The organism is Novosphingobium sp. FW305-C-111, assembly GCF_058783565.1.
In genome coordinates, this window is the sequence record NZ_JBYSYP010000009.1 from 101654 (window position 1) to 127635 (window position 25982).

The 25982-nt window shown below is 67.4% G+C and carries 30 protein-coding genes; 10 read left to right on the forward strand and 20 right to left on the reverse strand.

The window, feature by feature from the left end:
* The 3 genes from AC3WLD_RS11950 to AC3WLD_RS11960 are packed head-to-tail and all read right to left on the reverse strand — an operon-like array spanning nucleotide 1 to nucleotide 2544.
* Complete coding sequence (locus tag AC3WLD_RS11950) at nucleotides 1–957, reverse strand: 50S ribosomal protein L11 methyltransferase (RefSeq protein ID WP_492557183.1); 957 nt, start codon at nucleotides 955–957, stop codon at nucleotides 1–3.
* Entirely contained in the window at nucleotides 954–1841 is an 888-nt protein-coding gene (gene bla / locus AC3WLD_RS11955; RefSeq protein ID WP_492557184.1) for a subclass B3 metallo-beta-lactamase, read from the reverse strand. The genes AC3WLD_RS11950 and bla overlap by 4 nt, the downstream gene beginning before the upstream one ends.
* Nucleotides 1831–2544 (reverse strand): SDR family NAD(P)-dependent oxidoreductase, encoded by a 714-nt coding sequence (locus AC3WLD_RS11960; RefSeq protein WP_492557185.1) that lies wholly within the window; start codon nucleotides 2542–2544, stop codon nucleotides 1831–1833. Before AC3WLD_RS11960 ends, bla begins: the two co-directional genes overlap by 11 nt.
* A 151-nt stretch (nucleotides 2545–2695) precedes the next feature.
* Between AC3WLD_RS11960 and sdhC the strand changes: the two genes are divergently transcribed.
* The 7 genes from sdhC (at nucleotide 2696) to AC3WLD_RS11995 (ending at nucleotide 8452) form a co-directional block, all read left to right on the forward strand.
* On the forward strand, nucleotides 2696–3124 hold the full coding sequence (gene sdhC / locus AC3WLD_RS11965) for a succinate dehydrogenase, cytochrome b556 subunit (RefSeq protein ID WP_492557186.1): 429 nt from the start codon (nucleotides 2696–2698) through the stop codon (nucleotides 3122–3124).
* A 47-nt stretch (nucleotides 3125–3171) separates the two neighbouring features.
* A complete protein-coding gene (gene sdhD, locus AC3WLD_RS11970; protein WP_492557187.1) occupies nucleotides 3172–3555 on the forward strand; it encodes a succinate dehydrogenase, hydrophobic membrane anchor protein in 384 nt (127 codons plus the stop codon).
* A gap of 4 nt (nucleotides 3556–3559) precedes the next feature.
* Entirely contained in the window at nucleotides 3560–5380 is a 1821-nt protein-coding gene (sdhA, locus tag AC3WLD_RS11975; RefSeq protein ID WP_492557188.1) for a succinate dehydrogenase flavoprotein subunit, read from the forward strand.
* Between the two features lie 159 nt (nucleotides 5381–5539).
* Nucleotides 5540–6619, forward strand: a complete 1080-nt coding sequence (locus AC3WLD_RS11980; protein WP_492557189.1) for a hypothetical protein — start codon at nucleotides 5540–5542, stop codon at nucleotides 6617–6619.
* A complete protein-coding gene (locus AC3WLD_RS11985; RefSeq protein WP_492557190.1) occupies nucleotides 6619–7155 on the forward strand; it encodes a hypothetical protein in 537 nt (178 codons plus the stop codon). Before AC3WLD_RS11980 ends, AC3WLD_RS11985 begins: the two co-directional genes overlap by 1 nt.
* A gap of 119 nt (nucleotides 7156–7274) precedes the next feature.
* Nucleotides 7275–7949: a hypothetical protein gene (locus AC3WLD_RS11990; RefSeq protein ID WP_492557191.1), complete on the forward strand. Its 675-nt coding sequence runs from the start codon at nucleotides 7275–7277 to the stop codon at nucleotides 7947–7949.
* A gap of 128 nt (nucleotides 7950–8077) precedes the next feature.
* Nucleotides 8078–8452, forward strand: a complete 375-nt coding sequence (locus AC3WLD_RS11995; RefSeq protein ID WP_492557192.1) for a VOC family protein — start codon at nucleotides 8078–8080, stop codon at nucleotides 8450–8452.
* Nucleotides 8453–8476: 24 nt separating this feature from the next.
* Here the strand turns inward: AC3WLD_RS11995 and AC3WLD_RS12000 are convergent, their stop codons facing one another.
* From AC3WLD_RS12000 to hisG, 5 genes are read right to left on the reverse strand one after another with little or no spacing between them, the layout of a single operon-like run.
* Complete coding sequence (locus AC3WLD_RS12000) at nucleotides 8477–9394, reverse strand: FAS1-like dehydratase domain-containing protein (protein WP_492557193.1); 918 nt, start codon at nucleotides 9392–9394, stop codon at nucleotides 8477–8479.
* Nucleotides 9395–9450: 56 nt separating this feature from the next.
* Complete coding sequence (nusB, locus tag AC3WLD_RS12005) at nucleotides 9451–9897, reverse strand: transcription antitermination factor NusB (protein ID WP_492557194.1); 447 nt, start codon at nucleotides 9895–9897, stop codon at nucleotides 9451–9453.
* Complete coding sequence (locus tag AC3WLD_RS12010) at nucleotides 9894–10427, reverse strand: DUF1993 domain-containing protein (protein WP_492557195.1); 534 nt, start codon at nucleotides 10425–10427, stop codon at nucleotides 9894–9896. The genes nusB and AC3WLD_RS12010 overlap by 4 nt, the downstream gene beginning before the upstream one ends.
* Nucleotides 10428–10485: 58 nt before the next feature.
* Nucleotides 10486–11775 carry a histidinol dehydrogenase gene (hisD, locus tag AC3WLD_RS12015; RefSeq protein WP_492557196.1) on the reverse strand — a complete coding sequence of 430 codons (1290 nt, stop codon included), beginning with the start codon at nucleotides 11773–11775 and terminating at the stop codon, nucleotides 10486–10488.
* On the reverse strand, nucleotides 11775–12446 hold the full coding sequence (gene hisG, locus AC3WLD_RS12020) for an ATP phosphoribosyltransferase (RefSeq protein ID WP_492557197.1): 672 nt from the start codon (nucleotides 12444–12446) through the stop codon (nucleotides 11775–11777). Before hisG ends, hisD begins: the two co-directional genes overlap by 1 nt.
* A 39-nt stretch (nucleotides 12447–12485) precedes the next feature.
* On the opposite strand from hisG, the gene AC3WLD_RS12025 reads away from it, so the two are divergent.
* The gene (locus AC3WLD_RS12025; RefSeq protein WP_492557198.1) at nucleotides 12486–13595 is read left to right on the forward strand and encodes a DUF2332 domain-containing protein; all 1110 of its coding nucleotides are present in this window, start codon (nucleotides 12486–12488) and stop codon (nucleotides 13593–13595) included.
* A 9-nt stretch (nucleotides 13596–13604) separates the two neighbouring features.
* Here the strand turns inward: AC3WLD_RS12025 and AC3WLD_RS12030 are convergent, their stop codons facing one another.
* The 12 genes from AC3WLD_RS12030 to AC3WLD_RS12085 all read right to left on the reverse strand — a co-directional run bounded on the left by AC3WLD_RS12030 (nucleotide 13605) and on the right by AC3WLD_RS12085 (nucleotide 22485).
* The gene (locus AC3WLD_RS12030; RefSeq protein WP_492557199.1) at nucleotides 13605–14006 is read right to left on the reverse strand and encodes a hypothetical protein; all 402 of its coding nucleotides are present in this window, start codon (nucleotides 14004–14006) and stop codon (nucleotides 13605–13607) included.
* Complete coding sequence (locus AC3WLD_RS12035; RefSeq protein WP_492557200.1) at nucleotides 14003–14884, reverse strand: LysR substrate-binding domain-containing protein; 882 nt, start codon at nucleotides 14882–14884, stop codon at nucleotides 14003–14005. The genes AC3WLD_RS12030 and AC3WLD_RS12035 overlap by 4 nt, the downstream gene beginning before the upstream one ends.
* Before the next feature lie 3 nt (nucleotides 14885–14887).
* Nucleotides 14888–15808, reverse strand: a complete 921-nt coding sequence (locus tag AC3WLD_RS12040; RefSeq protein WP_492557201.1) for a hemolysin family protein — start codon at nucleotides 15806–15808, stop codon at nucleotides 14888–14890.
* A gap of 47 nt (nucleotides 15809–15855) precedes the next feature.
* Nucleotides 15856–16359, reverse strand: a complete 504-nt coding sequence (gene ybeY, locus AC3WLD_RS12045) for an rRNA maturation RNase YbeY (protein ID WP_492557202.1) — start codon at nucleotides 16357–16359, stop codon at nucleotides 15856–15858.
* A complete protein-coding gene (locus AC3WLD_RS12050) occupies nucleotides 16356–17390 on the reverse strand; it encodes a PhoH family protein (RefSeq protein ID WP_492557203.1) in 1035 nt (344 codons plus the stop codon). Before AC3WLD_RS12050 ends, ybeY begins: the two co-directional genes overlap by 4 nt.
* A gap of 117 nt (nucleotides 17391–17507) precedes the next feature.
* The gene (miaB, locus tag AC3WLD_RS12055; protein ID WP_492557255.1) at nucleotides 17508–18842 is read right to left on the reverse strand and encodes a tRNA (N6-isopentenyl adenosine(37)-C2)-methylthiotransferase MiaB; all 1335 of its coding nucleotides are present in this window, start codon (nucleotides 18840–18842) and stop codon (nucleotides 17508–17510) included.
* A 74-nt stretch (nucleotides 18843–18916) separates the two neighbouring features.
* Complete coding sequence (locus tag AC3WLD_RS12060; protein WP_492557204.1) at nucleotides 18917–19696, reverse strand: lysophospholipid acyltransferase family protein; 780 nt, start codon at nucleotides 19694–19696, stop codon at nucleotides 18917–18919.
* Nucleotides 19674–20102 carry a Fur family transcriptional regulator gene (locus AC3WLD_RS12065; protein WP_492557205.1) on the reverse strand — a complete coding sequence of 143 codons (429 nt, stop codon included), beginning with the start codon at nucleotides 20100–20102 and terminating at the stop codon, nucleotides 19674–19676. The genes AC3WLD_RS12060 and AC3WLD_RS12065 overlap by 23 nt, the downstream gene beginning before the upstream one ends.
* Nucleotides 20103–20187: 85 nt before the next feature.
* The gene (locus AC3WLD_RS12070) at nucleotides 20188–20634 is read right to left on the reverse strand and encodes a Ros/MucR family transcriptional regulator (RefSeq protein WP_492557206.1); all 447 of its coding nucleotides are present in this window, start codon (nucleotides 20632–20634) and stop codon (nucleotides 20188–20190) included.
* Nucleotides 20635–20808: 174 nt separating this feature from the next.
* On the reverse strand, nucleotides 20809–21282 hold the full coding sequence (locus AC3WLD_RS12075; protein WP_492557207.1) for a GNAT family N-acetyltransferase: 474 nt from the start codon (nucleotides 21280–21282) through the stop codon (nucleotides 20809–20811).
* Nucleotides 21279–21893 (reverse strand): tRNA (adenosine(37)-N6)-threonylcarbamoyltransferase complex dimerization subunit type 1 TsaB, encoded by a 615-nt coding sequence (tsaB, locus tag AC3WLD_RS12080; protein ID WP_492557208.1) that lies wholly within the window; start codon nucleotides 21891–21893, stop codon nucleotides 21279–21281. Before tsaB ends, AC3WLD_RS12075 begins: the two co-directional genes overlap by 4 nt.
* Before the next feature lie 13 nt (nucleotides 21894–21906).
* Nucleotides 21907–22485, reverse strand: coding sequence for a NifU family protein (locus AC3WLD_RS12085; protein WP_492557209.1), 579 nt, complete (start codon nucleotides 22483–22485; stop codon nucleotides 21907–21909).
* Between the two features lie 83 nt (nucleotides 22486–22568).
* Between AC3WLD_RS12085 and AC3WLD_RS12090 the strand changes: the two genes are divergently transcribed.
* A complete protein-coding gene (locus AC3WLD_RS12090; RefSeq protein WP_492557210.1) occupies nucleotides 22569–23015 on the forward strand; it encodes an FKBP-type peptidyl-prolyl cis-trans isomerase in 447 nt (148 codons plus the stop codon).
* A gap of 49 nt (nucleotides 23016–23064) precedes the next feature.
* Nucleotides 23065–25965, forward strand: coding sequence for a M16 family metallopeptidase (locus AC3WLD_RS12095; protein WP_492557211.1), 2901 nt, complete (start codon nucleotides 23065–23067; stop codon nucleotides 25963–25965).
* Nucleotides 25966–25982: the final 17 nt, after the last annotated feature.

Sequence of the window (25982 nt, forward strand, 5' to 3'; positions counted from 1 at the left end):
CTACCATCGCTTCGACCATTCCGGCAGTGCGCCGACCCGGGTAGGCCGCACCCGGCCCCGGGCGCGGCGGCGCAACCACAGGATCGACCAGTCGCCTCGCACCATCCGCGCCGCGAGGCGGAAGCCTGCGCGCAGATAGGCCGCGCGAACCCTCGGTTCCTGCGTCTCGAGCAGTCCGGCGAGCAGGAGGTGGCCGCCCGGCAGCACCGCTTGGGCGAAGTCCGGCGCGAGCTCGACCAGCGGTCCGGCGAGGATGTTGGCGATGAGCAGGTCGTAGGGCCCGCGTGCTGCGATCAGGGGGTGGTCGGTTCCGGGCGCGACGACCATCGTCAGCTCGCCGGGACCGCCGCCGACCGGAATTCGGTTGGCCTTGGCGTTGTCGAGCACGACCGGCGCGCAAACCGCGTCGATGTCGCTCGCGGTCGCGAGCGCGCGCGGCCAGAGATCGAGCGCGGCAAAGGCCAGCAGACCCGTCCCCGTGCCGATGTCGGCGAGGTTGCGCACGAGCACGCCCTGGCGCTTCATCTGGGTGAGCATGGCCAGGCAGCCTGCAGTGGTGGCGTGCTGCCCGGTTCCAAAGGCGCGGCTCGCGGCGATGACGAAGTCGCGGATGCCCGGATGCCCGAGCGGCGGATGCTCGGGGGTGTGAACGTGGAATACGCCTTCGCGGATGGGCGCGGTCCCTTGCTGGCTCAGCGTCACCCAGTCGGCATCGGGAAGCTTCTCGATCTCCAGCGGGGGGCTGCCCTCGGCGAACAGCGCGGCGACGGCGGCCTTGTCCGCCTTTGTCGGCTTGCGGGCGAGCCAGGCCTCGAGCCGCCAGTCGTCGGGCTTGTCCTCCGCCACCTCGCAGCCACCGATCACGACCTCAGGGTCCCAGTCGAAGGCGTCTTCGTGGGCGACGAGCGCCGCCTCGATGACCGCACGAGAGGCGTGGACGGTGATCTTCCAGCTCATTGCCCGCGTTCCTTGGCGAGCCGCGCCTCGAAGGCGCTTCGCGCATTATCGACATAACGCCTGCACGCCGCTGCATCGACCAGCGGCGCCCGGCCCGCGAGCCGTTCGAACATGTTGCTCGCGCCGGGGTGCGGCGTCAGCAGAACGCCGCAGGGCAAGGGTGCGGAGCGGTCCAGCCCGGTGCGCACCTGCGCCACGCGCTGGGGATGGTCGGCGAAACGGTAGTCGTCGGCGGCGATCGTGGACATGCTGTCGAGATAGGCGATCGGCTGGGTCCGGCCGGCCTCGTCCCGCGCCTCGAAGGTCCAGTTCGCGGAGCCGGGGGCGTGGACACCGGCGAGGTGCATGGTCAGGGCGAGGTTGCCGAGCGTCAGGGTCTCGCCATCGGCCAGGATGCGGTCAACCTTGGCCGGAGGAAACGCGGTGTGGATCGCCGCCTGCGGATCGTCCGGACCGACCTGGCCCCGTTCGAGCGCGGCGGCGGCGATTTCGCCGGCCGCGACCTTCGCGCCCGTCGCGGCGGCAAGGCCGGCAATGCCGCCGACGTGGTCGTTGTGCTCGTGGCTCATGACGATCCAGCGAACGTCGCGCGGGTCGGCCCCGGCGGCACGGATGTTGGCGAGGATCGCCGGAACCGCCTGGTCGGTCGCACCGTCGATCAGGACGTGGCCGGAATCGCCCTTCACCAGCAGCACCGTGATGCCGCAGGTGCCGACGTCCCAGACATTGCCCCAGACGTGTGCTGCAGGCGCTGGGTCGCTCCACCCGTCACGCTCTCCGCAGGCCGCGGCGAGATCGGTGCGGGGCGGCGGGGCCTTGATCTCCGGGGTCGGCGTGCAGGCCGCGGCGAGTGCCGCAGCGAGGATCGCGAGCCTAGCGGACATAGCTCGCTCCGTTGGCATCGATGGTCGCGCCGGTCATGCTCGGCGGCGCATCGAGCGCGCAGAACTTGACGATCGCGGCGATTTCCGCGGGCGTCGCCACCCGCCCCAGCGGAATGTCGGCGAGCAGGCCCGGCCCGCCCCGGCTGGCGAGATAGTCGCCGGCCATGTCGGTGTCGGTAAAGCCCGGGGTCACCGCGAAGCTCAGGATACCGTCCTTCGCATAGCCGCGCGCGACGGTCTTGTGCATCGCGATCATCCCGCCCTTCGCGGCGGCGTAGTGCCAGTGATCGGGCGAATCGCCGCGATAGCCGGCGCGGCTGGCGACATGGACCACGCGCCCGCCGCGGCCTTGCCCAAGCCAGTGGCGGACGGCGAGGCGGGTGAGCTGCGCCGCCGCGGTCAGGTTGATCCGCAGCGTGTCTTCCCAGTTGTCGAGCCAGGCGATGTCCGAGAGCTCGAGCGGGTTCTTCTCGAACAGGCCGGCGTTGTTGACCAGGACGTCGATCCGCCCGCCGGCCTCGACCATCGCGTCCTCCCAAAGCTGTTCGGGCGCGCCGGGGTTGGCGAGATCGGCGGAGAGGACGCCGGGGCGAGGGCGGGCGCCGTGGCGGATCACCCGCGCGCCTGCGGATTCGAGCGCTTCGGCCGCAGCGGCGCCGATGCCGCGGGTCGAGCCGGTGACGAGAATGACGGGGGATTGCATCGGCCGCTTCTAGGGGAGGAGCGACGGAGGGCGCAACTGCGCCGAAAATGACGCTGCGGCGCGCTTGCGCGAAGGGACTTTTCGGCTAATACCGATTCTCAATCGGCTGCGGCGGTTTGCCGTGGCCTGCATGACCGCGAGGGGGAACCACATGGCGCAGGCACGCAGCAAACGCCCGCTTTCACCGCACCTGCAGATCTGGCGGTGGGGTCCCGCCATGACGATCTCGATCCTCCACCGCATTGCCGGCAACGGGATGGTCTTCGTCGGCCTGCCGCTGCTGCTGTGGTGGCTCGGCGCGATCGCCTCGGGCCCGGAAGCCTACGCCACTTTCGCCAGCTGGGTCTGGACCGGCGAGGAAGGCAGCGCGCTGAAGGGCATCACCAGCATTCTCGGCAAGATCGCCCTGGTCGGTCTGTCGTGGGCGTTCTTCCAGCACCTGTCATCGGGCATCCGCCACTTCTTCCTCGACATCGGCGCGGGGTATGATGTGGACCAGAACAACCGCTGGTCGCTGATCGCCATCCTCATCGGCGTGCTGCTGACCGTCGTGTTCTGGCTGGTCGCACTCAAGTTCTGACACGCGGCGCCTTCGGGCGTCAGCGAACCGAATACTCGGGGGAAATCATGGGCAACGGAACTTCAATCGGACGCGTGCGGGGCCTCGGCTCGGCCAAGCACGGCGCGCATCACTGGCTGCTCCAGCGGTTCACCGCGGTCGGCAACCTGATCCTCGTTCCCTTCCTGCTGTTCAGCCTCGCGCTGATGCCGCAGGTCGATTACGCGACGGTCCACGCCTGGCTGGCGAAGCCGATCCCGGCCACCGCCGTGATCCTGCTCATCCTCAACGTGTTCTGGCACGCCCGCCTCGGCGTGCAGGTCCTCGCCGAGGATTACCTCCACGGCCACGCGGAAAAGTTCGCGGCGCTGATCGCGCTGAACCTGCTGCCGTTCCTCGGTGCCGCCTATGGCATCCTCTGTGTCCTTCGCGTCGCGCTGGGAGGCGCCTGAGCCCATGGCAACCGCATCCAGCCAGCCCGCTTACAAGATCATCGACCACACCTATGACACGGTCGTCGTCGGCGCCGGTGGCTCGGGCCTCCGCGCGACGATGGGCTCGGCCCAGGCCGGCCTCAAGACCGCCTGCATTACCAAGGTGTTCCCGACCCGCTCGCACACCGTCGCGGCGCAGGGCGGCATCGCCGCCTCGCTCGGCAACAACAGCCCGGATCACTGGACCTGGCACATGTACGACACCGTCAAGGGGTCGGACTGGCTGGGCGACCAGGACGCCATCGAATACATGGTCCGCGAAGCCCCGGCGGCGGTCTACGAGCTGGAACATGCCGGCGTGCCGTTTTCGCGCAACCCGGAAGGCACGATCTACCAGCGCCCGTTCGGCGGCCACATGCAGAACATGGGCGAGGGCCCGCCGGTCCAGCGCACGTGCGCCGCGGCCGACCGCACCGGCCACGCGATGCTCCACGCGCTCTACCAGCAGTCGCTGAAGTACGAGGCGGACTTCTTCATCGAATACTTCGCGATCGACCTGATCATGGAGAACGGCCAGTGCCGCGGGGTGATCGCCCTGTGCATGGACGACGGTTCGATCCACCGCTTCCGCAGCCACGCCGTGGTGCTGGCGACCGGCGGTTACGGCCGCTGCTACTTCACCGCGACCAGCGCCCACACCTGCACCGGCGACGGCGGCGGGATGGTGCTGCGCGCCGGCCTGCCACTGCAGGACATGGAGTTCGTGCAGTTCCATCCGACCGGGATCTACGGTGCCGGCGTGCTCATCACCGAAGGCGCGCGCGGCGAGGGCGGGTACCTCACCAACTCGGAAGGTGAGCGCTTCATGGAGCGCTATGCCCCCTCGGCCAAGGATCTTGCCAGCCGCGACGTCGTTTCGCGCTCGATGGCGATGGAAATCCGTGAGGGCCGCGGCGTTGGCCCGCACAAGGACCACATCTACCTTCACCTCGACCACATCGACGCGAAGGTGCTGGGCGAGCGGCTTCCGGGCATCACCGAGAGCGGCAAGATCTTCGCGGGCGTCGACCTGACACGCCAGCCGCTGCCGGTGGTTCCGACCGTTCACTACAACATGGGCGGCATCCCTTGTAACTACCACGGCGAAGTCGTCACCATCGGCCCCGACGGCAATCCGGACACGGTCGTGCCCGGCCTGTTCGCGGTGGGCGAGGCGGCGTGCGTCTCGGTCCACGGTGCCAACCGCCTGGGCTCGAACTCGCTGATCGACCTTGTGGTGTTCGGCCGCGCGACGGGTCTCCGCCTCAAGGAGATCCTCAAGCCCGGCACGGCGCACAACGCGCTGCCCAAGGACAGCGCCGACCTCGCGCTGACCCGTCTCGACCACTTCCGCAACGCTCAGGGCGGCTCGCCCACGGCCGAGGTGCGAACCGAGATGCAGCGCACGATGTCGGCCCACGCGGCGGTGTTCCGCACCGACGAGCTGATGAGCGAAGGCGTCACCAAGCTCGCCAAGACCTATGAGCGGATGCAGGACATCCACGTCTCCGACAAGTCGCTGATCTGGAACTCGGACCTCGTCGAGACGATGGAGCTCGACAACCTGATCAGTCAGGCCAGCGTGACGATGGCCGGCGCGTTCAACCGCAAGGAAAGCCGCGGCGCCCACGCGCACGAGGACTTCCCCAACCGCGACGACGCCAACTGGATGAAGCACACCGTCGCCTGGTTCGACGGCTGGGGCGGCAAGGGCGGCGGCGTGAAGCTCGATTACCGCCCGGTCCACGAATACACGCTGACCGACGACGCCGAGTACATCAAGCCGAAGGCGCGCGTGTACTGAGGGTTCGCCGATCGGCGCATCAAGCGGCGCGGGTCCTGCCGGATCCGCGCCGTTTTGCTTTTCGGCCCGCTTCGACCGGCAAGTAACAAACGATACTGGATTCCCCGCGCAGATGCGCTAGTCATGGCCGCAGGTTTTACGGGTCACGGGGTTTTCTGAATGCGCAACTTCCTGCGCGGCGCGCTGGTTTCGGCGGCGTCGCTTGTTGCTTTCGTCCAGCCGGCACATGCCGAATGGCTGCAGGCGAAGTCCAAGCACTTCATCGTCTATGGCGACATGCCGGAGAACGAGCTCAAGCGGAAGGTCGAGCGGCTGGAGCGCTTTCACGGTGCGCTGCGCACGCTGTTCAAGGCGGATCGCGACGATGTCGGCACGATCTATATCGTTGGCAGTCTGTCGGAGCTGCAGGAGCTGGCGGGCAGCAGCAGGGTCGGGGGCTACTATCGCGGCGACGCGCAGGGGCCGACAGGGTTCGTGCCGGAAAAGCTGCCTTACCAGGCCAAGGGCTTCACCCCCGAGTCCATCCTGTTCCACGAATATACGCATCACATCCTGCTATCGACCACCAACGTGTTCTACCCGCGCTGGATGAGCGAGGGGCTGGCCGAACTGTTCATGACCGCCAACCTGCGCGACGACGGCAGCGTCATTTTCGGCCAAGAAAACCCTTCGCGTGTCTATGCCCAGGCGGGCATGAACCGCTGGAGCGTCGAACGCCTGCTCGACAGCGATTCCAATCCACCGAAAGGCGACGAGGCAATCGAGCTTTATTCGCGCGGCTGGTTGATGCTCCACTACCTGCTGTTCAGCGGCAAGCGTCCCGGGCAATTCCTGCAGTTCTTCGAGGCGGTGAACAAGGGTGAGCCGGCGCTCGAGGTAGGTCGCCGAATCTTTGGCGACCTTGGCAAGCTCAACAATGAACTCGACGGATATGTCCGCTCGGCGACGTTGCGCAGCTATCTGGTCGACTCGAGCAAGCTCGCAGGCACCGACCAGGTCGAAATCGTCCACCTCTCGCAAGGCGAACGCGACATGCTGCCGCTGCGGATCGTCTCGGCCAATGGGGTGAACAAGGAGCAGGCGGTCAAGCTCGTCGCCAGGGCCCGCCCGATTGCCGATCGCTATCCGAACGATGCCATGGTTCAGCGCTACCTCGCCGAAATGGAGTTCGACGCCGGCGAGCTCGACCGTGCCGATGCGGCGCCGACCGCTCGCTCGCGGCCGATCCGCAGAACGTGATGGCGATGGTCTACAAGGGCCGTGCTGCGGCCAAGCGGGCAGTCGAGAAGAAGGACGCCGCGCAGTGGAAGACCGCGCGATCGTGGTTCCTCCGCGCCAACCGCGCGAAGCCGGACTATGCGCTCCCGCTGGTGCTCTATTACGACAGCTTCGTCGGCGCGGGCGAACCGGCACCCAAGGCGGCGGTCGATTCACTGGGCGGTGCGATGGTCCTCGCGCCCGCCGATTCGTCGCTGCGCGCACGGCTTGGCGTTGAGCTCATTCGCCAGAACAACATGCCGCTGGCGCTGACGATCCTCTCGCCCATCGCCTTCGATCCGCACGCTTCGGGCAAGAATCCCTACGCCAAGCTGGTCAATGCGATGAAGGGCGGGGCGAGCCAGGAAGCGCTGCTGGCGCAGGCCAAGGAGCTCAAGATCGACGCGATCAACGAGTTCACCGAGCCGGCCCCACAGGGCGAGGACGAGGCCAAGAAGCCCGGCGAAGGCGACAAGGCCAAGGACAAGGACAAGGGAAGCGGCGAAGACGGCGAGTAAGTCGTTCGTCGCCGCCCGCCGACGTTCGTCCGGTCGCGGTTGGCGGTTGGCCGAAAGCGGCTCGTTTCCCCGGCGGCGGGCGCGCAGGCACGCTCCATCAACCGCTGGGGAGCGAACCGATGACCAAGACCACCCGTACCCGTCTCGCCGCCGCGCTGCTCGCCTGCGGTGCGGCCCTCGCCGCCGTGCCGCTGGCCCAGGCGCTGGCCGAGCCCACTCCGCCTGCGCCTCCCGCGCCTCCCGCCCCGCCGCGCGCACCCGATGCGCCGCGGATGGAGCAGCACGTCGTCATCGTGAACACCGATGGCAACATCGACGAAGATGACGATGAAGCCGGCCTCAACACCCGCGTCGTCACCCGCGACGGCAAGACTTTCGTGTTCAAGACGAAGGACAAGCTGAGCGATGCCGAACTCGAGCGCCGCGTCGCCGAGGCCGAAGCCGCGATCCCGCCCGTCCCGCCCGTGCCGCCCGTGCCCGGCGTCGATGGCCGGCGCGTCGAGAAGCGGGTAATCGTCCGCCATGCCGGCGGCGACGTCGACGTCGCGCAGTTCGATTGCGACGGCAAGGACGGCGCCAACATCGACACCTCGGCGGAAGAGGGGGGCAAGAAAACCCGCGTCAAGATCCGCGTCTGCGGCGACGGCGAGGGCAGCGCGGACGAAGCGCTCCAGGCCGTGCGCGATGCCCGCGCCCGGATCGCCTCGGACGGTTCGCTGTCGGATTCGATGCGCGCCGAAATCCTCGGCCAGCTCGATGCGGAGATCGCCCGGCTGGAGCGCAAGCCTGGGTGATGCGCAGCGCCGGCGGGGCCATCGGTACCGCCGGTCGGTTGCCCGATCCCGCCGGTCGCCCGCTTGACCTTGACCGCAGTAATCCTGCCCATACAACCGCGTGGTCACCGCACGGGAGAGACAGGAAAATGTTCAGTCACGTCATGGTGGGCAGCAATGATATTGCCCGCTCGAAAACGTTCTACGACGCCACCTTTGCCGCTTTCGGCGGCAAGCCGGCGATCGTCGACCCCAAGAACCGGCTGATCTACCAGCACAACGGCTCGATGTTCATCGTGACCACGCCGATCAACGGAGAACCTGCGTGCGGCGCCAACGGCGGCACCATCGGATTCGCGATGACGCCGGAACAGGCCGATGCGTGGGAGAAGGCGGGTCGCGAAAACGGCGGCGCCGCTTGCGAAGATCCGCCGGGACCGCGTGAGGGCAGCCCGTTCTACCTCGCCTACCTGCGCGATCCGGACGGCAACAAGCTGTGCGCGCTTCACGTCATCGGGTCGTAAGCCCCAACGGCGGGGCCGGGTCCGTCAGGCCCAGCCCATCCTGCCGATGACGTTGGTCGTGCCGCGGTTGCTGGTCATGGTGACCGCGCGCAGGCCATCGTCACCGGTTTCTCCGGCTGTCACGGTGAGGACGTCGCCGGGATGGGCGATGCCGCGATAGCTGAGGTCGAGGCGCGAAAGCCGCTTGCCTTCGGGCGCGAGCCTGCGCCCGAGTCGCGAAGCGAATCCGGCGAGGTTCCACCCCACCAGCACCGTCGAAGGCAGCCCTTCCGAGCGCGCATAGGGCACGTCCCAGTGGATCCGGTGGACTGCCCAGATCGCCGCGTTGAAGAGGAACGACTGGATCATGTCGGTCTGGACCACCAGTTGGTGCGGTCCGGCTTCCGGCAGGGCGGCTGCCTCTTCGAGCGTGGCCGGTTCCGCCTTCGCCGCCCCCTGGATGGCCGGCGGCGGAGTCCGCAAGATCAGGGTCGAGACGAGCGTCTCGACCGGCTCGCCATCGGGCGTGACGAACGCCTGCTCGCTGCGGACGATCGCCATCGGCCCGGTCTTGCCCTCGCGCTCGTCCATCGACAGCACGGTAGTGCGTTCCTCCAGAACCTCTCCGATCACCGCAGGACGGTGAAACGTCCAGTCCTGTCCGCCGAGCATCGTCTGCAGATGCTGAAGCCCCGGCGGGGCGACGAACCCGTACTGCCCGTCGGGAAGATACGCCGATCGCGGCGGGCAGGGACGCGTGGTGAGATAGGCAAATGTCGGCGGGGCGACGATGTCAGGATAGCCGAGCGCCCGCGCCGCGTTCACATCGAAATGCTCGGGGCTTTCCTCGAGAATGCCCGAACAGAAGCGCGCGATGTCGTTGGCTGTAACCAGCCCGGTCCGTTGGCGGGTGACGGAGCCGATCTGCGCCAGTGCCTGGTCGGTGAGCAGCCTGTAGGCCATGTGTTTCTCTCCCTTGCGGGAGCAATCAAGCCGAAAACCTGATGACTCGTCAACTTCTAACCGCGCACCTCGCGGGCAATGGCGTCGAGTATCCCGTTGACGAACTTGGCCTCGCGCGGGTCGAAGAAGGCATGGGCGACATCGACATATTCGCTGATCGCTGCGGCGCGGGGGACATCGTTGCGGGCGAGCAACTCGTAAGTTCCTGCGCGCAGAATCTGCAGCATGGTCTTGTCCAGCCGCTCGAGCGACCAGCCCTGTGCCAGCTTGGCGGAAACGAGGCCGTCGATCTCACCGCGCCGGGCGTGCGTGCCTCGCACCACGTCGTCGAAGAAACGCACGTCGGCCTGTGCGTATTCGACGTCCTCGATCTCCGCACCCAAGCGGTGCATGTGGAACTCGTCGAGCAGCATCGCCATCGGCGTCTGCTCCATGTCGAGCTGGTACAGCGCCTGCACCGCGGCAAGCCGTGAGGCGGAACGGGCGCGCGAACGATCGGTCATGGGGTCGCCTTGAAGCGCATCGCCCCCAGGTAGTCGCGCTTGCCAATCGGCAGGCCCGCGCCCCGGAACAGGTCGTATGCGGTGGTCACGTGGAAGAAGAAGTTCGGGAGGGAAAACGAAAACAGGAAATTCTCGGCGGCGAAGTCCAGCGCGAAGCTGGTGTTCGGGATGCTGAAATGGACGTTGCTGCCGACAAATCCGTTGACCTCGGCCGGATCCAGTGCCTCAAGCGCCGCGATCGCGCCAGCCAGGTTCTCGCGGTGTGCGGCGAGCGTTTCGGGTGTCGGACCCATGTCTGGCTGGAACGCTCCGGCGCGGACGCCTTCAATCGCATGGAGCGAGTGGTGGCGCGCCCATTTGATCTGGACCGAGAGCGGCATCATGTCGTCGGCGATGCGGCGGGCGAGCAGGTCGGCCTCGGCGATGCCCTGTTCGGCCGCCCAGCCCTGCGCCTTCGCCAAGATCCCGTCGAGCGCGCGGAGATGCTGGATGAAGCTCGGCACGGTGGCGTCATAGAGCGAAATGGTCATGGCAGGCTCTTCCCGGTCTGGTTGTCGAGACCCGCGATAGCGCGGGACGCGGCGCGGCTCAAATGCCGAGACGCAGCTCGATCGAGCGGGCGTGGGCGGCGAGACCCTCGGCGTCCGCCAGCGCGATCGCGGCGGGGCCGACTTTGCCCAGCGCATCCGCGTCCAGCTCGATGAAGCTGGTCCGCTTCATGAAATCGAGCACCGACAGACCCGACGAGAAGCGCGCCCGGCGCCCGGTCGGGAGGACGTGGTTCGGTCCGGCGACATAATCGCCGACCGCCTCGGGCGTGTGCCGGCCGAGGAATACCGAGCCAGCGTGGCGAATCTGCGCAAACAGCGGTTCAGGATCGGCGGTGGCGATCTCGACATGTTCGGCCGCCAGCGCATTGGCGAGGGCCGGGGCCTCGTCGAGCGAGTTCACGACGATGATCGTGCCGTGCTTGTCCCAGCTCGCCTTGGCGGTTTTCGCGGTTGGCAGGAAAGCGATCTCGACCCCGACCATGTCGGCGACCTGGTCGGCGAAACCGGCATCGTCGGTGATCAGGATCGATTGCGCGGCAGGATCGTGCTCGGCCTGGCTGAGCAGGTCGGCGGCGATCCACTGCGGGTTGTTCTGCGTATCGGCGATGACGAGGATTTCGCTGGGGCCGGCCACCATGTCGATCCCGACGACGCCGTAAAGCTGGCGCTTGGCCTCCGCCACCCAGGCGTTGCCGGGGCCGGTGACGACATCGACCGCGCGAATGCGCCTGGTGCCATAAGCGAGAGCGGCCACGGCCTGCGCCCCGCCAACGCGCCACACCTCGTCCACCCCGGCGAGGTGGGCGGCGGCGAGGACCAGCGGGTTGACCTCACCCTTCGGCGTCGGTGTTGTCACGACCAGTCGGCCCACGCCTGCGACCTTGGCGGGGATCGCGTTCATCAGCAGCGATGAGGGGTAGGCTGCGCGTCCGCCGGGCACGTACAGTCCCGCCCCGTCCACCGGCCGCCACTTCGCGCCAAGGCGGACGCCGGCCTTGTCGGTGTAGTCGCGGTCCTCGGGAAGCTGGGCCTCGTGATAGGCGCGGATACGCTTGGCGGCGAGTTCGAGCGCGGCGCGCAGGTCCGGTGGCAGGTCGTCGAACGCCTCGCGGCAGGCCTTCGGGTCAATCCGCCAGCCGTCGTCGGCAGGCAGGTGGCCGTCGAACCGTTCGGTGTATTCGGCCAGGGCCTCGTCCCCGCGGATGCGCACGTCCGAGATGATCGTCTCGACATCGCGGGCGATGTCGGGGTCGCTCTCGCGGCGGTCCTTGACCAGCTTGGCGAAGGCGCGGGCGAAACCTTCGTCCGCCGAGTGCAGCCGCTGCATCAGGCCGCGTCCTTGTTCGCGGACAGCGCGCGGAAGGCGTCGATCAGCGCGCCAAGGCGGGCGCTATCGGTCTTGAGCGCGGCGCGGTTTACGATCAGCCGGGCCGAAATCGGCATGATCCGGCTGGTCTCGACAAGGCCGTTGTCCTTGAGCGTCCGCCCGGTCGAGACGAGGTCGACGATCCGGCTGGCGAGGCCCAGCGACGGTGCGAGTTCCATCGCGCCGTTCAGCTTCACGCATTCCGCCTGTACGCCCATCCGCTCGAAGTGGCGGCGGGTGAGGTTGGGATACTTGGTGGCGACGCGGGCGTGGCTCTCGTGCCGGCGGGCCGGGTCCTCGGCCGCGCCGACCGGTTCGGCGACCGACAGGCGGCAGTGTCCGATGTCGAGATCGACCGGGGCGTAAAGATCGGGGTAATCGAACTCCTCGATCACGTCCGAGCCGACGATGCCGAGCTGCGCCGCGCCGTGGGCGACGAACGTCGCGACGTCGAAGGCGCGGACGCGGATGATCCGCATGTCCGAGCGGCTGGTGGCGAAGCTCAGCGCGCGCGACTTCTTGTCGAAGAACGCGTCTTCGGGCACGACACCGGCAGACGCGAGCAGCGGGAGCGCCTCGTCGAGGATGCGCCCCTTGGGAATCGCGAAGACAAGCTGGCCGGCGGCAGACATGGCCGCGCCCATATGGCCTGGCGCGCGAAAGGGCAACAAATGAGCGACGGCTACCGCAGGCAGACGATCTACCAGACCGGTGACAGCGCGGTGGTCGACGCTTTCCACAACCAGGTTTATTACTGCCGGACCAACGAAGCCCCGGTGACGGCGCGGGTGGTGGAGGCTCTTGCCGGGCTGGTCGCCGGCGACAAGACCGGCGAGCTTCTTCGCCGGGTGCGGGACTGGCAGGGACCGCCGCTGGCCGACGCGCTCCCGCTGCGGGTCGCGGGCGGCATCCATTCGCTGCACCTGGCCGGCGGCGAGCCCGCACTTGCGCCGATTTATGCAGACCAGCCTGCCGACGACATGGCGGTAATCGGCGAAGTCATTTCCAGGCGGGAGCAGGATCTGCTCCCCTGGCTCGACGGGCCGCCGCAGACCAACGAGGCCGGACGCTCGTCAAGCTTCATCGCGGCGATGCTGTGGCTGGCCGGTCAGGGCCTCCCTTCGCGCTTCGAATGCCTGGAAATCGGGTCCAGCGCGGGGATCAACCTGATGCTGGCGCGCTACCATTACGATCTCGGCGGGATCGAGGTCGGACCGGCGGATGCGGTAATGCGCTTCGCTCCGGAATGGCGCGGACCGCCGCCGCCGGACCGGCGCATCGAGATCGTGTCGACGCGGGGGTGCGACGTCGCGCCGGTCGACCTGACCGACCCGGCGCAGGCGTTGCGGCTCAAGGCCTATATCTGGCCCGAGCACACCGTGCGGTTCGACCGCATGGAGGCGGCGATCGGTGCGGCCCGTGCTTCACGGCCCGACATCTCCGGGATGGATGCGGCCAGCTTCGTAGAGGCGGAACTGGCGAAGCCGCAGGAGGCGGGAACGACGCGCGTGCTGATGCACTCGATCGTCTGGCAATATGTCCCGCGCGACCAGCAGGCGCGGGTGATGGCGGCGATGGAGGCGGCAGGTGCCCGGGCCACGCCGGAGCGCCCGCTGGGATGGGTCGCGCTGGAAGCCAACCGGACGGTCCATCGCCACGAGCTGTCGGTGCAGCACTGGCCCGGCGGCGAAACCCGCCTGCATCTCGGCAACGCCCACGCCCATGGGCAGTGGGTCGAACGGCTGGATCCCCCGCAGCCGAGCGAATGGCCGGAGGACTAGCGCGCCTGCTCAGCCCCGCAGCAGGAGGCGCGTGGGATAACACTCGATCACCGGCACCTCCCACGGGTGCGCGGCGAGCAGTTCTCCCAGCGCCGCGTCAATGTCTGCGTTGGCAGGGGCATAGGTGGTGAGGATCACGGTCGGCGAGAGCGCCCGCTCCCCCGCCGTGCCGAGGGTCGGCCGTGCCTGCGCCGTGGGCTGGAAGCTCTCCCAGCCCGGCGCGATTTCGACGACTCCCTGGTAGGCGCCGAAGTCGCCTAGCGCGTTGGCGTCCCGCAGGATGGCGAGAATGGCCGAGGCCGCGGCGTCCCGCTCCACTGCGCCTGCATCGCCAGCGAGAAGGGCGGCCAGCGTTTCGGGCGCGACCGGGCAATGGACCTTGACCGCCAGCGCATCGCGCCAATGCCTCACAGGCTCGCGCTCACCATCCAGTCGTGGAACAGCTTCACCGGACGGGTCTCCAGCGCGCGGGGCTTGCACACGAACCAGTAGGAATAAGGGCTGGCGACGTCGATGTCGTAGAGCCGGGCAAGGCGGTCGTCGTGCGAGCGGGTAAAGTGGTCATCGTGCATGATCGCGATGCCGAGGCCCTGCGCAGCCGCTTCGAGGATCAGCTGCCCCGAATCGAAGTGATCGATCGCGGCCGGCACCAGCCGCTTGAGCCCCATGGCGTTCTTCCACGCCTCAAAGCTTTGCGGCAGGTCGTTGTGGACCAGGAACGTCTGCTTCTGGAGCTTCGCGATGTCCGGCTTCGGGCCGAGCTGCTTGGCCATCTCGGACGACGTTATCGCATAGACCTTGTTATGGTCGAGCCGCACCGAATAGAGCGCCGGATCCGGCTCCTCCACCAGCACGATCGCCGCGTCGATCGTGTCGCCCAGCTTGGTTTCGGCCAGGTGCGACGAGTCCACGTCGATGTGCAGCGTGGGGTGCAGTTTGCGCAGCTCCCCGAGCCGCGGGAACAGGCGCTGGCTGCCGAACAGCGGAAGTACGCCGAGCCGCAGGCGCATGACCCGGCTGTTGCCCGAAAGCTGCTCGACCCGGTCAGCCAGGTCGTCGAGAACCGGGGCCACCGCCTCATATAGCGCCTGCCCGTCGTCGGTCAGCTTCAGTTGCTGGTGCCGCCGGTCGAACAGCTTCTTGCCGATGAAGTCTTCCAGTGCCCCGATCCGCCGCGACAGCGCCGACGGGCTGAGCGCGAGTTCGGCGGCGGCCGTCTTGGCCGAGCCGGTGCGCACCACGCGCAGGAACGCTTCGAGCGAGCGCAAGGGAGGAAGACGGCGGATCATGGCTCAGCCGTCGCTTACCTCGGGAACGGGCGCATGCAAGCGAAGTCTCTGCACGCGGCGGTCGTCGCCGGCGGTGATCTCGATGCGCCAGCCGCTGTCATGGTCGAGCATGGCGCCAACGGGGGGCACCTGTCCCGCCAGGACGACGGCGAGTCCGCCCAGCGTATCAACGTCTTCTTCGATCTCCGCGAGGCGCGGGTCGATGGCATGTCCGACATCGTCGAGTTCGGCGCGGGCGTCGGCATCCCAGGTCTGCTCGTCGATCCGCTGGATCAGCTCCTCGCGGGCGTCGTCGTGCTCGTCCTCGATCTCGCCGACGATTTCCTCGACAAGGTCCTCGATGGTGATGATCCCGTCGGTGCCCGAATATTCATCGATGACCACGGCCAGGTGCGTCCGGCTGGCGCGCATGTCGGCCAGCACGTCGAGCGCGTTGCGCGCCGTCGGGACAAACAGCGGCTGGCGCATCAGCGAGGTCCAGTCTTTGGGCGCCGGCTTTCCGCTGGCGATGATCGCGAACACGTCCTTGATCAGCACCATCCCGACGATCTGGTCGAGCGAGTCGCCATAGACCGGCAGGCGGCTGTGGCCGTGCTCGGCAAAGGCCGCGACCAGTTCGTCCCAGGTCGCAGCGGCCGGCACCGCCACGATCTCCCCGCGGGGGATCGCAACGTCGTCGGCATCGTGTTCCGAAAAGTGCAGGAGGTTACGAAGCATCTGCCGCTCAAGCGGGGAAAGGTCACCGGCTGGCCCGGGGCCGTGGCCGTCTTCCTCGTGCTCGTCGATCACTTCCTCGAGCTGGGCGCGCAGCGAGAGGTCGCTGTCGCCCCGTCCGAAGAAGGCCTTCACCATGCGCCACAGCGCGCGACTACTGTCGCCGTCGCCCGACCGGCTATCCCCGGCAGGCCCGTTGCCCTCGGGCATCGGTCGTCAACTCCCCTTTTATCGGCGTTCGGACAGGCTCGTCCGGGTCACGCTGCACTGCAATATGGGTCCGGGAGACCCAAAAGCGCAAGGGCCTTGGTTTCAAGCGCCTCCATCGCGGTCGCATCGGCCTCGCCGGTCTCGTGATCGTAGCCGGCGAGATGGAGCATCCCGTGGACGATTAGGTGGGTCGCGTGGTCCTCTGCCGAGATGCCTTTCTCCGCCGCCTCGCGCGTGCAGACGCCGTGGGCAAGGATCAGGTCGCCGAGCATTCCGGGAGCCCCTTCGTCGGCCGCCGCGTGGAGCACCTCCTCGCGGCTGAGCATCGGGAACGAGAGAACATTGGTCGGCTTGTCCTTGGCGCGCCACTGCTTGTTGAGTGCATGGACCTCGTCGTCGTCGGCCATGACGAGGCTGACGATGAGATTATCGTGGGCGAGTTCCGGCGCGACCTGCGCCGCCGCCTCCGCCGCCCGGTTGGCGAGCGCCTCCCAGTCGGTGTCCTGGCCCCACACCGGATCGACATCGATTTCGAGTACCGGGGAGGTCAAGCCTCCTGCCCCTCGTAGGCTTCGACGATCCGACCGACGATCGGATGGCGCACGACGTCGGCGGTCGAGAACCGGGTGACCCCGATGCCTTCCACGCCCTCAAGCCGCTTCACCGCATCGGCCAGCCCGCTCGCCGGAATGCCGCCGGGCAGGTCGACCTGCTTGGGGTCGCCGCAGATCACCATCCGGCTGTTCTGGCCGAAGCGGGTAAGGAACATCTTCATCTGCATCGGCGTGGTGTTCTGCGCCTCGTCGAGGATGACGAAGGCATCGGCCAGGGTCCGGCCGCGCATGAAGGCGATCGGGGCGATCTCGATCTCGCCGCTGGCGATGCGGCGTTCGACCTGTTCGGGCGGCATGCAGTCGAACAGCGCGTCGTAGAGCGGGCGCAGGTAGGGATCGACCTTGTCTTTCATGTCGCCAGGGAGGAAGCCAAGCTTCTCCCCCGCCTCGACCGCCGGGCGAGACAAGATCAGGCGCTGGACCGAGCCCGAGATGAGCTGCGCGACCGCCTGCGCCACCGCGAGATAGGTCTTGCCCGTGCCCGCCGGGCCCAGCGCGAAGATCACGTCGTCGCGAACCAGCGCCCGCATGTATTCGATCTGCGTGGCCGAGCGCGGGACAATCGTCTTCTTGCGCGTGCGGATCATGATCGGCGGAGGGCCGCCGGGTTCGCCGGTGATGATGCCCTCGAGCGTGGGCTCGTTCGACATCATGATCAGCGATTCGATCAGGCCGGCATCGAGCTCCTGCCCCTTCAGAAGCCGCTCGTGCATGCCCTTCATGACCTCGCGCGCGCGCGCGACCGAATCGTCGGGCCCCTCGATCAGGATGCGATTGCCGCGCGCCGAGATGTAGACGCCGAGGCGGTTCTCGATGAGCACGAGGTTCTGGTCGAACTGGCCGAACAGCGCACCAAGTACGGTGGGTTCGTCGAATTCGATCTCCACGCGGGCGCGGCGGTGGCGGTCCGACCGGGCCTGGGGAGTGTCGTACGCCTCGCTATGGGCGCGAGCAGGTTTGCGGGCCATGCGCTCCTTTCAGGATGCCGAGCCGGGTGACTCGGCATTCACGAAGATATGCGCGCCTTGGTTGCAGGCAAGGGACAGCCGCAGAGTCTGCGGTGGAAAGAATGGTTTGCGTGGCGCTCAGGCCACGAGCCGCCCCGCCAACGAGTTCGGGCCGGCCTCGACCAGGTCGACCTCGACCAGGTCGCCGATCGCGGCCTCACCGGTGAAGTGGACCGACTGGAGCCACGGGGACTTGCCCAGCCACTGGCCGGGGTGGCGGCCCTTGCGCTCGACCAGCACGGTGCAGCGCTTGCCGACCGAGGCGCGGTTGAAGGCATGCTGGTCACGGCCCAGCGCGGCCTGGAGACGCTGGAGTCGTTCGTCCATCACCTCGGCGGCGATCTGGCCGTCCATGTCCGCGGCTGGTGTGCCGGGGCGGGGGCTGTACTTGAAGCTAAAGGCCTGCGCGTAAGCGGTTGCGTCGACGAGCGAAAGCGTATCGGCGAACTCGGCCTCGGTTTCGCCGGGGAAACCGACGATGAAATCGCCAGACAGGGCGATGTCCGGCCGTGCGGCGCGGACCCGGTCCAGGATCTTCAGATAGGATTCAACCGTGTGTGAGCGGTTCATCGCTTTGAGTATGCGATCGTTGCCGGCCTGCACCGGCAGGTGGAGGAACGGCATCAGCTTTTCCACCTCGCCATGCGCGGCGATCAGGCCTTCCGTCATGTCGTTGGGATGGCTGGTGGTGTAGCGGATCCGCTGGAGGTCCGGGTCGGTGGCCAGCGCACGGATCAACCCGTCCAGGCCGACGCTCCGGCCCTTGTCGTCCTCGCCGGCCCACGCATTCACGTTCTGGCCGAGCAAGGTGATTTCGCGCGCTCCGCCTTCCACCAGAAGCCTGGCTTCCTCGATCAGGTCGCTGAACGGCCGCGAAATTTCCGCGCCGCGCGTATAGGGCACGACGCAATAGGTGCAGAACTTGTCGCAGCCTTCCTGCACCGTGAGAAAGGCGCTGGGGCCTGAACGCCGGCGCTTGGGCAGCGCGGCGAACTTGGCCTCGGCCGGCATGTCGGTTTCGGTGGCGCGCTTGCCGGCGGCAGCTTCCGCGACCATCTCGGGCAGGCGGTGATAGGCCTGCGGGCCGACGACGACCTTCACCGCCGGGGCGCGGGCCATGATCTCTTCGCCTTCCGCCTGGGCAACGCACCCGGCGACCGCGATCAGCGGGCTGGACCCGTCATCGCGGCCCCAATCCTTCACGATCCGGCCGATGTCGGAATAGACCTTCTCGGTCGCCTTCTCGCGGATGTGGCAGGTGTTGAGCACGACGAGATCGGCTTCGTCCCCGTCCGCGACAGCGGACATGCCCTGCGCGGCGAGCAGTTCGCTCATCCGTTCGCCATCATAGACGTTCATCTGGCAGCCGAAGCTCTTGACGCGGAACGTCTTGGGGGCGGTGGTGGGGCGCATGATATCTTTCGTCATCCCGGCCTCGCGCCGGGAACGCTGGCGGTGGCGCGATTTAGGCCCGCAGCGGCCCCGGATCAAGCCTGCGGCGACAAACCCATCGCGGCGAGAATGGCCTCGCGGGCATGCGCCGAAATCGCCTTGCGGTTTCCGACCTCGCCCGGCTCGAACGCCTCGAGGAAATGCACCGTCACCGGCAGTGGACGGCCGCGCGCGAGGATGCGCAGGAAGTTGTTGAGGCCATGCTCTTCGCCGACCCATGCCATCTTCGCAACGTCGGGACCGTAGTCGATCCAGACGGGCTGGGCGCAAATGCCAGGTGGCGGCGGGTCGAGCGCCGACAGCAGCGAGGACTTGAAAGGAAGCAGGCCGGTGCCGTCGCTGGTCGTGCCCTCGGGAAAGATGGTCAGCGCGCCCATTTCGGAAAGCGCACTGCGCACCTGTTCGACCTGCTCGTGAACGCTGCGGCGATCATGGCGCGCGACGAAAACGGTGTCGTTCATCGCGCACAACCACGTCAGGAGCTTGCTCTCCTGCAGCCCGCTGTGGGCGACGAACGCGGTGCCGCTGGCCCCGGCAAGGATCGGCACGTCGAGCCACGACACATGATTGGCAAGGAGAAACGCGCCGCGGCGGGCCGGCTTTCCGGCAATCTTCAGGCGAACGCCGGCAATCCAGGCGATCCCGCCAAGGAACACCCGCGGCCACGGGTTGCGCCGTCGTGCGATGCGCCAGAGGTAATAAAGCGGGACACAGGCCACGAGCAGCCCGACCATCGCCAGCAGGCGAAGGATGATGCGGATCCGGCCGATCGCGCTGATCGGCCGCGCCGGATCAAGACTTATCGTCGCGTTCAAGGCGAACCCCGTAGAGCTCCATGCGGTGATCGACCAGGCGATAGCCCAGCCGCTCGGCGATGAGGCGTTGCAGCGCCTCGAGCTCGGGATCGACGAACTCGATGACCTTGCCGGTCTCGACGTCGATCATGTGATCATGATGCGCCTCTGGCGCGGCTTCGTAACGGGCGCGACCGTCGCCAAAATCGTGGCGATCGAGGATGCCGGCCTCTTCGAACAGGCGGACGGTGCGATAGACCGTGGCAATCGAAATGCGCGGATCGCGGGCGACCGCGCGTTCGTGCAGCTTCTCGACGTCGGGGTGATCGGTGCTTTCCGACAGCACCTGCGCGATCACGCGGCGCTGGTCGGTGATGCGCAGGCCGCGCTCGGCACAGATCGCTTCGATGTCGATGGGCTGTTGCACGTTAGTCCTGCATGAAAAAGACGACCCCGCCGATCATAGACCGGCGGGGCAAATCTGCAACCGGCGAACCGGCTGGCCGAAAGGCTTACGAAGCTTTGGCGGCGGGCTTGCGGCCGCGCTTGGGCGCGGGCTTGCGGCCGAGGCCGATCTTCTTGGCGAGCTCGCGGCGCTTCTCGGCATAGGCCGGTGCGACCATCGGGTAGTCGGCGGGCAAGTTCCAGCGTGCGCGATACTGTTCCGGGGTCATGTTGTAGCGGGTCATAAGATGCCGCTTGAGCATCTTCAGCTTCTTGCCGTCTTCGAGGCAGACGATGTGATCGTTCTTGACCGAAGAGCGGATCGAAACGGCAGGTTCCGGGGCCGGTTCGGGCGCCGGCTGACTCGGGCCAAGGCTGGCGAGTGCGCCATACACGTTGGTAATAAGGCTCGGCAAGTCGCCGACGGCAACGCTGTTGTTGCTGACATGGGCGGCGACAATGTCGGACGCGAGCGTGATCAGCGTTTCACGCATGTCGTTTTCGGTTTCGCTCATTTTGCATTACCTTTGTTCTAGCTCGTTATCTTGAGCAAATTTGAGTCCACCCGATCAGCGGCGACCATCAGGGCATGACCGCTATACTCGGATATTGCGGGGAAACAACCGTAATGGCGTAAATTGCCGATCAACCATGCTCGATTTGGGCAAATCAGCTCGAAATCGACAAAATCAGCAGAGAATGAGTTCCTGACTGATTGCGTCGATTCTAGCCCCGTCATTCCCGCGGTAGTATTGCGGTCGAATTCCCACCTGCCGAAAGCCATGGCCGCAATACAGAATTTCCGCAGGATTGCCCCGCCGCATTTCGAGAAACACACGGGCAATGCCGCGACTGCGAGCGTTGACGATCATTCGCTCGAGCAACCTGTGGCCGAGACCCTTGCGGCGATAAGCCGGCGAAATCGCGAAGAGGAGAAGTTCTTCTTCGTCGAGTATCGCGCGGGACAAGTAGAACCCGACTGCCTCGCCCGGCGCATCCGCGCAGTCCTCGCCATCACCGCGGATCAGGCCGAAATGACAATTCCCCAGCAGCAGCGCGTCGGAGACCTGGCGCCGGTTCCACGCCTCTCCGTATTGCGGCTCGAACGCCTGCGCCATGACGCGCATGATCGCATCGACCGGATCGAGCACGGCGTCGGTCATGCCGCGGGCAGGCGCGCATCGGGCGCGCGGCCATAGACCGGGCTGGGGGCGGGGAAGAGGGCGGACTCAGGCAGCAGGTGTGCCTCGCGCGCGTCCGGCCGCAGGTCTAGAAACTCGCCCTGGCCGCGGCGGGCGATCAGCGCCTCCGCCTGCGAACCGACGGCGAGCCCTGATGCCAGTATGGCACACGCCTGTTCAGGCGTCAGCGATGCGACGTCTGCCAGCGCAGCACCGTCTGCGCCATACGGGCGGACGAACCACTCGCCATGACCACCCGTGGTGACAGCGGTGAGCGACACTCCGCCGCGCGCGGCCCGGGCCATCGCGGCGAGCAGATCATGGGTCTGGTAGCCGAGCAGCTGCGCGCTCCAGGCCATCGCCAGCGCCTTGGCGGCGGCAAGCCCGACGCGGATGCCTGTGAAGCTGCCGGGACCGGCGTTGACGAGGATCTCCCCGGCGCGCCCATGGCCGGGAAGCGCGGAGATCATGGGAACGAGACGCTCGGCATGACCGCGTCCGAGCAGCGCGAACTCGCCTGCCAGCAGGATATCGCCTTCGAACAGTGCGACCGAACAGGCTTCCGTCGCGCTGTCGATCACCAGCCGCCGCATCGCCGCCCCGGTATCAGGCCGCGCGGACTTCGGTCACTTCCGGGACGTAGTGCTTGAGCAGCCCCTCGATCCCGTTCTTGAGCGTGGCGGTGGACGATGGGCAACCCGAGCAGGCGCCCTGCATCTTGAGATAGACCACGCCTTCGCGGAAGCCGCGATAGATGATGTCGCCGCCGTCGTTGGCGACAGCCGGGCGGACCCGCGTCTCGATCAGGTCCTTGATCTGCGCCACCACATCGGCGTCGGCCGGATCGTCGCCGATCCCGGCCTCCTCGTCTTCGCCGGGGACGGCAATACCGCTGGCGTCGGCGACGAACAGCGGCGCCTTGCTGACGAAATGGTCGAGAAGGACCGAAACCACCTGCGGCTTCAACTGCGGCCAGTCGGCGCCTGGCCCGGCCGTGACCGCCACGAAGTCGCGGCCGAACAGCACGCCGGTGACTTCGCCCGTATCGAACAGCGCCTGCGCCAGCGGCGAGGCCTCCGCGTCCTCTGGCGAAGTGAACTCGCGGGTGCCGGCGGCCATGACCTGCTCGCCCGGAAGGAACTTCAGGGTGGCGGGGTTGGGCGTGGTTTCGGTCTCGATGAACATGCACCGCATGTAGGCCTCGCCGCCGGGGGGTCAAGGGCGCAAAGCGACTGGTCGGCGGGCATCTGGCTGGCTATGGGCATGCCATGTCGATCGCCAAGCGCCTGCTCATCGTTGCCGCCCTTGTCCCCCTGGCCGGGATCGGGCTGGTCTCTGCCCGCTCCACCGGGATCATCCCGGTTCCTCTCAAGCAGATCATCCCTGCCCAGCAGCGGGTATGCACCGGCAAGACTCCGTCGGGCCTCGGTTTCAAGCAGCTGCGCCCCGGTGCGGGCGCAAAGCCGCGCGCGAGCGAGAAGGTTACGGTCAACTACATCGGCTATCTCGCCTTGACGGGAGAGGTTTTCGACCAGGGCGAGAACGCCGAATTCCGCGCCGGCGGGGTGATCGACGGGTTTGCCGAAGGCCTGCAGATGATGCCCAAGGGCAGCATCTACCGCTTCTGCATCCCTTCCGCGCTTGGTTACGGGGCCGACGGTGCAGGGCCGATTCCCGCCAACGCCGATCTCGTTTTTCAGGTCGAGCTGAAATAGCACCGGCTATTCACTGGTCCTTCATCGGATCGCTTCCTATACCTCGGGGATGACGTCGATCCCCCGCGCCGCCCGGCGCATCGCCCGCAGCGCCTCGCTGCTCGCCCTGCCGCTGCTCGCGCTCGCGGTTTCCCCGGTCCTGACCGCCGAAGTTGCGGCAAAGCCTGCGGCGACCGCGAACGCCGCCACGCCCTGGCTGTACGAGGGCAGTGATGTTCCGCAGGACAAGGAATGGATCTTCGGCAAGCTGCCCAATGGCGTGCGCTATGCCGTGCGTCGCAACGGGGTTCCGCCGGGGCAGATTTCGGTCCGCGTGCTGGTCGATGCGGGCTCGATGTACGAAACCGATGCCGAGCGCGGCTATGCCCACCTGATCGAGCACCTCTCGTTCCGCGAGTCGAAGTACCTCAAGGAAGGCGAGACGATCCCGACCTGGCAGCGACTGGGCGCCACGTTCGGGAGCGACACCAACGCCAATACCAGCCCGACGCAGACGGTCTACCAGCTCGACATTCCCGACGCGACCGCGCCGAAGATCGACGAGACCTTCAAGTTGCTCTCGGGCATGATCACTTCGCCGATCTTCACACCGCACGGGGTCAAGACCGAAGTGCCGATCGTGCTCGCCGAAATGCGCGAGCGGGGCGGGGCGCAGAACCGGATCGCGGAAGGGACGCGCGCGCTGCTGTTCGCTGGCCAGCCGCTCGCTGACCGGGCGCCGATCGGTACGGTCGAGACGCTCAACGCCGCGACCGACAAGAGCGTCAAGGCGTTCCACGACCGCTGGTACCGGCCCGAGAACACTGTCGTGGTCGTAGCCGGCGATGCCGATCCGCAGATGCTGATCCAGCAGATCGGCCAGTGGTTCGGGCCGTGGAAGGTGAAGGGCAAGGCCGCCAAGGCGCCCAGCTTCGGCAAGCCGCTCGCCCCCGCCGGGGCCGACCCGGCCAATCCGGTGGGCGATACCAAGGTATTCGTCGAACCGGACCTGCCCCGCATCGTAAACTTCGCGGTGCTGCGGCCGTGGGAGAAGGTCAACGACACCATCGTCTACAACCAGGGGCTGATGATCGACCGGCTGGCGCTGGCGCTGATCAATCGCCGGCTCGAGGCGAAGGCCCGCGGCGGCGGGAGCTTCCTGTTCGCCTCGGTCGAGCAGCAGGACGTCAGCCGCTCGGCGGACGCGACCTTGGTTTCGGTGACGCCGCTCGGCGACGACTGGCGCGGCGCACTCAAGGACGTGCGCTCGGTGATTGCCGATGCGCTGGCAAACCCGCCGACGCCCGAAGAGATCGAGCGCGAGGTGGCGGAGTTCGACATTGCCTACAAGGTGCCGGTCGAAACCCGCGAGACCCAGGCCGGCTCGGCGCTCGCCGACGAGATCACCAACGCGGTCGACATCCGCGAAACGGTCGCCAATCCTGAAACGGTCTACGACATCTTCACGAAGTCGAAGGGGCTGTTCACCCCCGAAGCGGTGCTCGAACACACCCGGAGCCTGTTCAAGGGCACCGTGATCCGCGGGGTGCTGGTCACCCCCAGTGCGGCCGATGGCGATGCCGCAGCGCTCAAGGCGGAGCTTCTCGCCCCGGTCGATGCCGCATCGGGCAGCCGGCTCGCGGCGGGCAGCCTCAAGTTCTCCGACCTGCCGGCGATCGGCACGCCGGGCACGGTCGCCTCGACCAAGCCCGCCGGGTTCCTGGGGATCGAGACGATCGAACTGTCGAACGGCGTGCGCGTGATGCTCTGGCCGAACGATGCCGAGCCGGGCCGCATCCTGATGAAGGTCCGCTTCGGCGGCGGCTATGCGTCGATGAGCCAGCAGGACGGGACCTATGCCTGGCTCGGCCGGGTCGCGCTGATGGACCAGGGCTTTGCCGATCTGGACCGCGAGAAGCTCGACCGCCTGTCCACCGGTCGCAAGCTCAGCCTGGATTTCGATATCGAGGACAAGACCTTCGCGATGAGCGCGGACACGAGGCCGGCCGACATGGCCGACCAGCTCTACCTGATGGCGGCCAAGCTGGCGATGCCGCGCTGGGACAAGAACCCGATCCTGCGCGCCAAGGCGGCCGGGCGGCTGCAGTACGAAAGCTACAACGGTTCGCCTGCCGGGGTGCTCGACCGCGATCTCGGCTGGCTGCTCAAGAACGGCGACCCGCGCTATTCCACGCCGACCCCGGCCGAGCTCGACAAGTCGGATGCCGAAGGCTTCCGCCGGGTGTGGGAACCGCTGCTGGCGCAGGGGCCGATCGAGATCGACATGTTCGGCGACTTCAAGCGCGACGACGCCGTCGCCGCGCTGGAGAAGACCTTCGGCGCGCTCCCGGCGCGCAAGGACCCGGCCGAGCCCGCGTTCTCACCGTCGATCCCGCCGGCCAATGCCGAACCCCTGGTCCTCACCCATCGCGGCGATCCGAACCAGGCGGCGGCGGTGGTCGCCTGGCCGACGGGTGGCGGGCGTGCGGGCATCCGCGAATCCCGTCAGCTCGAAATCCTCGCCCAGGTCGTCAACAACCGCCTGTTCGACGAGATGCGCGAAAGGATCGGCGCGAGCTATGCCCCGCAAGTCGGCAGCCAGTGGCCCGAGGACTCGCAGTCCGGCGGCTATGTGATCGCCACCGTTCAGCTGCGTCCCGAAGACCTGCCCGCGTTCTTCGCCGCTGCCGACAAGATCGCCGCCGACCTCGCGGCGACCCCGCCGACCGCCGACGAACTCGCCCGCGTGACGGAGCCGCTCAAGCAGTACGTCACCCGCGTCTCGACCGGCAACGGCTTCTACCTGCTCCACCTCGACGGCGCGGCGTTCGAGCCTGGCAAGTTCAGCGACCTCCGCTCGATCCTGCGCGACTATTCGGAAACCACGCCGGAGCGGATGCAGGCGCTGGCCAAGCGATACCTGGTCAAGGACCGGTCGTGGCGGCTGGAGGTCGTGCCGGAGAAGCGGTAGATTTTGGTTGTCGTCCC

Excerpts from the sequence above, each read along its gene's own strand:
- AC3WLD_RS11950 (WP_492557183.1), bottom strand. The coding sequence starts at position 957 with ATGAGCTGGAAGATCACCGTCCACGCCTCTCGTGCGGTCATCGAGGCG.
- bla (WP_492557184.1), bottom strand. The coding sequence starts at position 1,841 with ATGTCCGCTAGGCTCGCGATCCTCGCTGCGGCACTCGCCGCGGCCTGC.
- AC3WLD_RS11960 (WP_492557185.1), bottom strand. The coding sequence starts at position 2,544 with ATGCAATCCCCCGTCATTCTCGTCACCGGCTCGACCCGCGGCATCGGC.
- sdhC (WP_492557186.1), top strand. The coding sequence starts at position 2,696 with ATGGCGCAGGCACGCAGCAAACGCCCGCTTTCACCGCACCTGCAGATC.
- sdhD (WP_492557187.1), top strand. The coding sequence starts at position 3,172 with ATGGGCAACGGAACTTCAATCGGACGCGTGCGGGGCCTCGGCTCGGCC.
- sdhA (WP_492557188.1), top strand. The coding sequence starts at position 3,560 with ATGGCAACCGCATCCAGCCAGCCCGCTTACAAGATCATCGACCACACC.
- AC3WLD_RS11980 (WP_492557189.1), top strand. The coding sequence starts at position 5,540 with ATGCGCAACTTCCTGCGCGGCGCGCTGGTTTCGGCGGCGTCGCTTGTT.
- AC3WLD_RS11985 (WP_492557190.1), top strand. The coding sequence starts at position 6,619 with ATGGCGATGGTCTACAAGGGCCGTGCTGCGGCCAAGCGGGCAGTCGAG.
- AC3WLD_RS11990 (WP_492557191.1), top strand. The coding sequence starts at position 7,275 with ATGACCAAGACCACCCGTACCCGTCTCGCCGCCGCGCTGCTCGCCTGC.
- AC3WLD_RS11995 (WP_492557192.1), top strand. The coding sequence starts at position 8,078 with ATGTTCAGTCACGTCATGGTGGGCAGCAATGATATTGCCCGCTCGAAA.
- AC3WLD_RS12000 (WP_492557193.1), bottom strand. The coding sequence starts at position 9,394 with ATGGCCTACAGGCTGCTCACCGACCAGGCACTGGCGCAGATCGGCTCC.
- nusB (WP_492557194.1), bottom strand. The coding sequence starts at position 9,897 with ATGACCGATCGTTCGCGCGCCCGTTCCGCCTCACGGCTTGCCGCGGTG.
- AC3WLD_RS12010 (WP_492557195.1), bottom strand. The coding sequence starts at position 10,427 with ATGACCATTTCGCTCTATGACGCCACCGTGCCGAGCTTCATCCAGCAT.
- hisD (WP_492557196.1), bottom strand. The coding sequence starts at position 11,775 with ATGCAGCGGCTGCACTCGGCGGACGAAGGTTTCGCCCGCGCCTTCGCC.
- hisG (WP_492557197.1), bottom strand. The coding sequence starts at position 12,446 with ATGTCTGCCGCCGGCCAGCTTGTCTTCGCGATTCCCAAGGGGCGCATC.
- AC3WLD_RS12025 (WP_492557198.1), top strand. The coding sequence starts at position 12,486 with ATGAGCGACGGCTACCGCAGGCAGACGATCTACCAGACCGGTGACAGC.
- AC3WLD_RS12035 (WP_492557200.1), bottom strand. The coding sequence starts at position 14,884 with ATGATCCGCCGTCTTCCTCCCTTGCGCTCGCTCGAAGCGTTCCTGCGC.
- AC3WLD_RS12040 (WP_492557201.1), bottom strand. The coding sequence starts at position 15,808 with ATGCCCGAGGGCAACGGGCCTGCCGGGGATAGCCGGTCGGGCGACGGC.
- AC3WLD_RS12050 (WP_492557203.1), bottom strand. The coding sequence starts at position 17,390 with ATGGCCCGCAAACCTGCTCGCGCCCATAGCGAGGCGTACGACACTCCC.
- miaB (WP_492557255.1), bottom strand. The coding sequence starts at position 18,842 with ATGCGCCCCACCACCGCCCCCAAGACGTTCCGCGTCAAGAGCTTCGGC.
- AC3WLD_RS12070 (WP_492557206.1), bottom strand. The coding sequence starts at position 20,634 with ATGAGCGAAACCGAAAACGACATGCGTGAAACGCTGATCACGCTCGCG.
- AC3WLD_RS12075 (WP_492557207.1), bottom strand. The coding sequence starts at position 21,282 with ATGACCGACGCCGTGCTCGATCCGGTCGATGCGATCATGCGCGTCATG.
- tsaB (WP_492557208.1), bottom strand. The coding sequence starts at position 21,893 with ATGCGGCGGCTGGTGATCGACAGCGCGACGGAAGCCTGTTCGGTCGCA.
- AC3WLD_RS12085 (WP_492557209.1), bottom strand. The coding sequence starts at position 22,485 with ATGTTCATCGAGACCGAAACCACGCCCAACCCCGCCACCCTGAAGTTC.
- AC3WLD_RS12090 (WP_492557210.1), top strand. The coding sequence starts at position 22,569 with ATGTCGATCGCCAAGCGCCTGCTCATCGTTGCCGCCCTTGTCCCCCTG.
- AC3WLD_RS12095 (WP_492557211.1), top strand. The coding sequence starts at position 23,065 with ATGACGTCGATCCCCCGCGCCGCCCGGCGCATCGCCCGCAGCGCCTCG.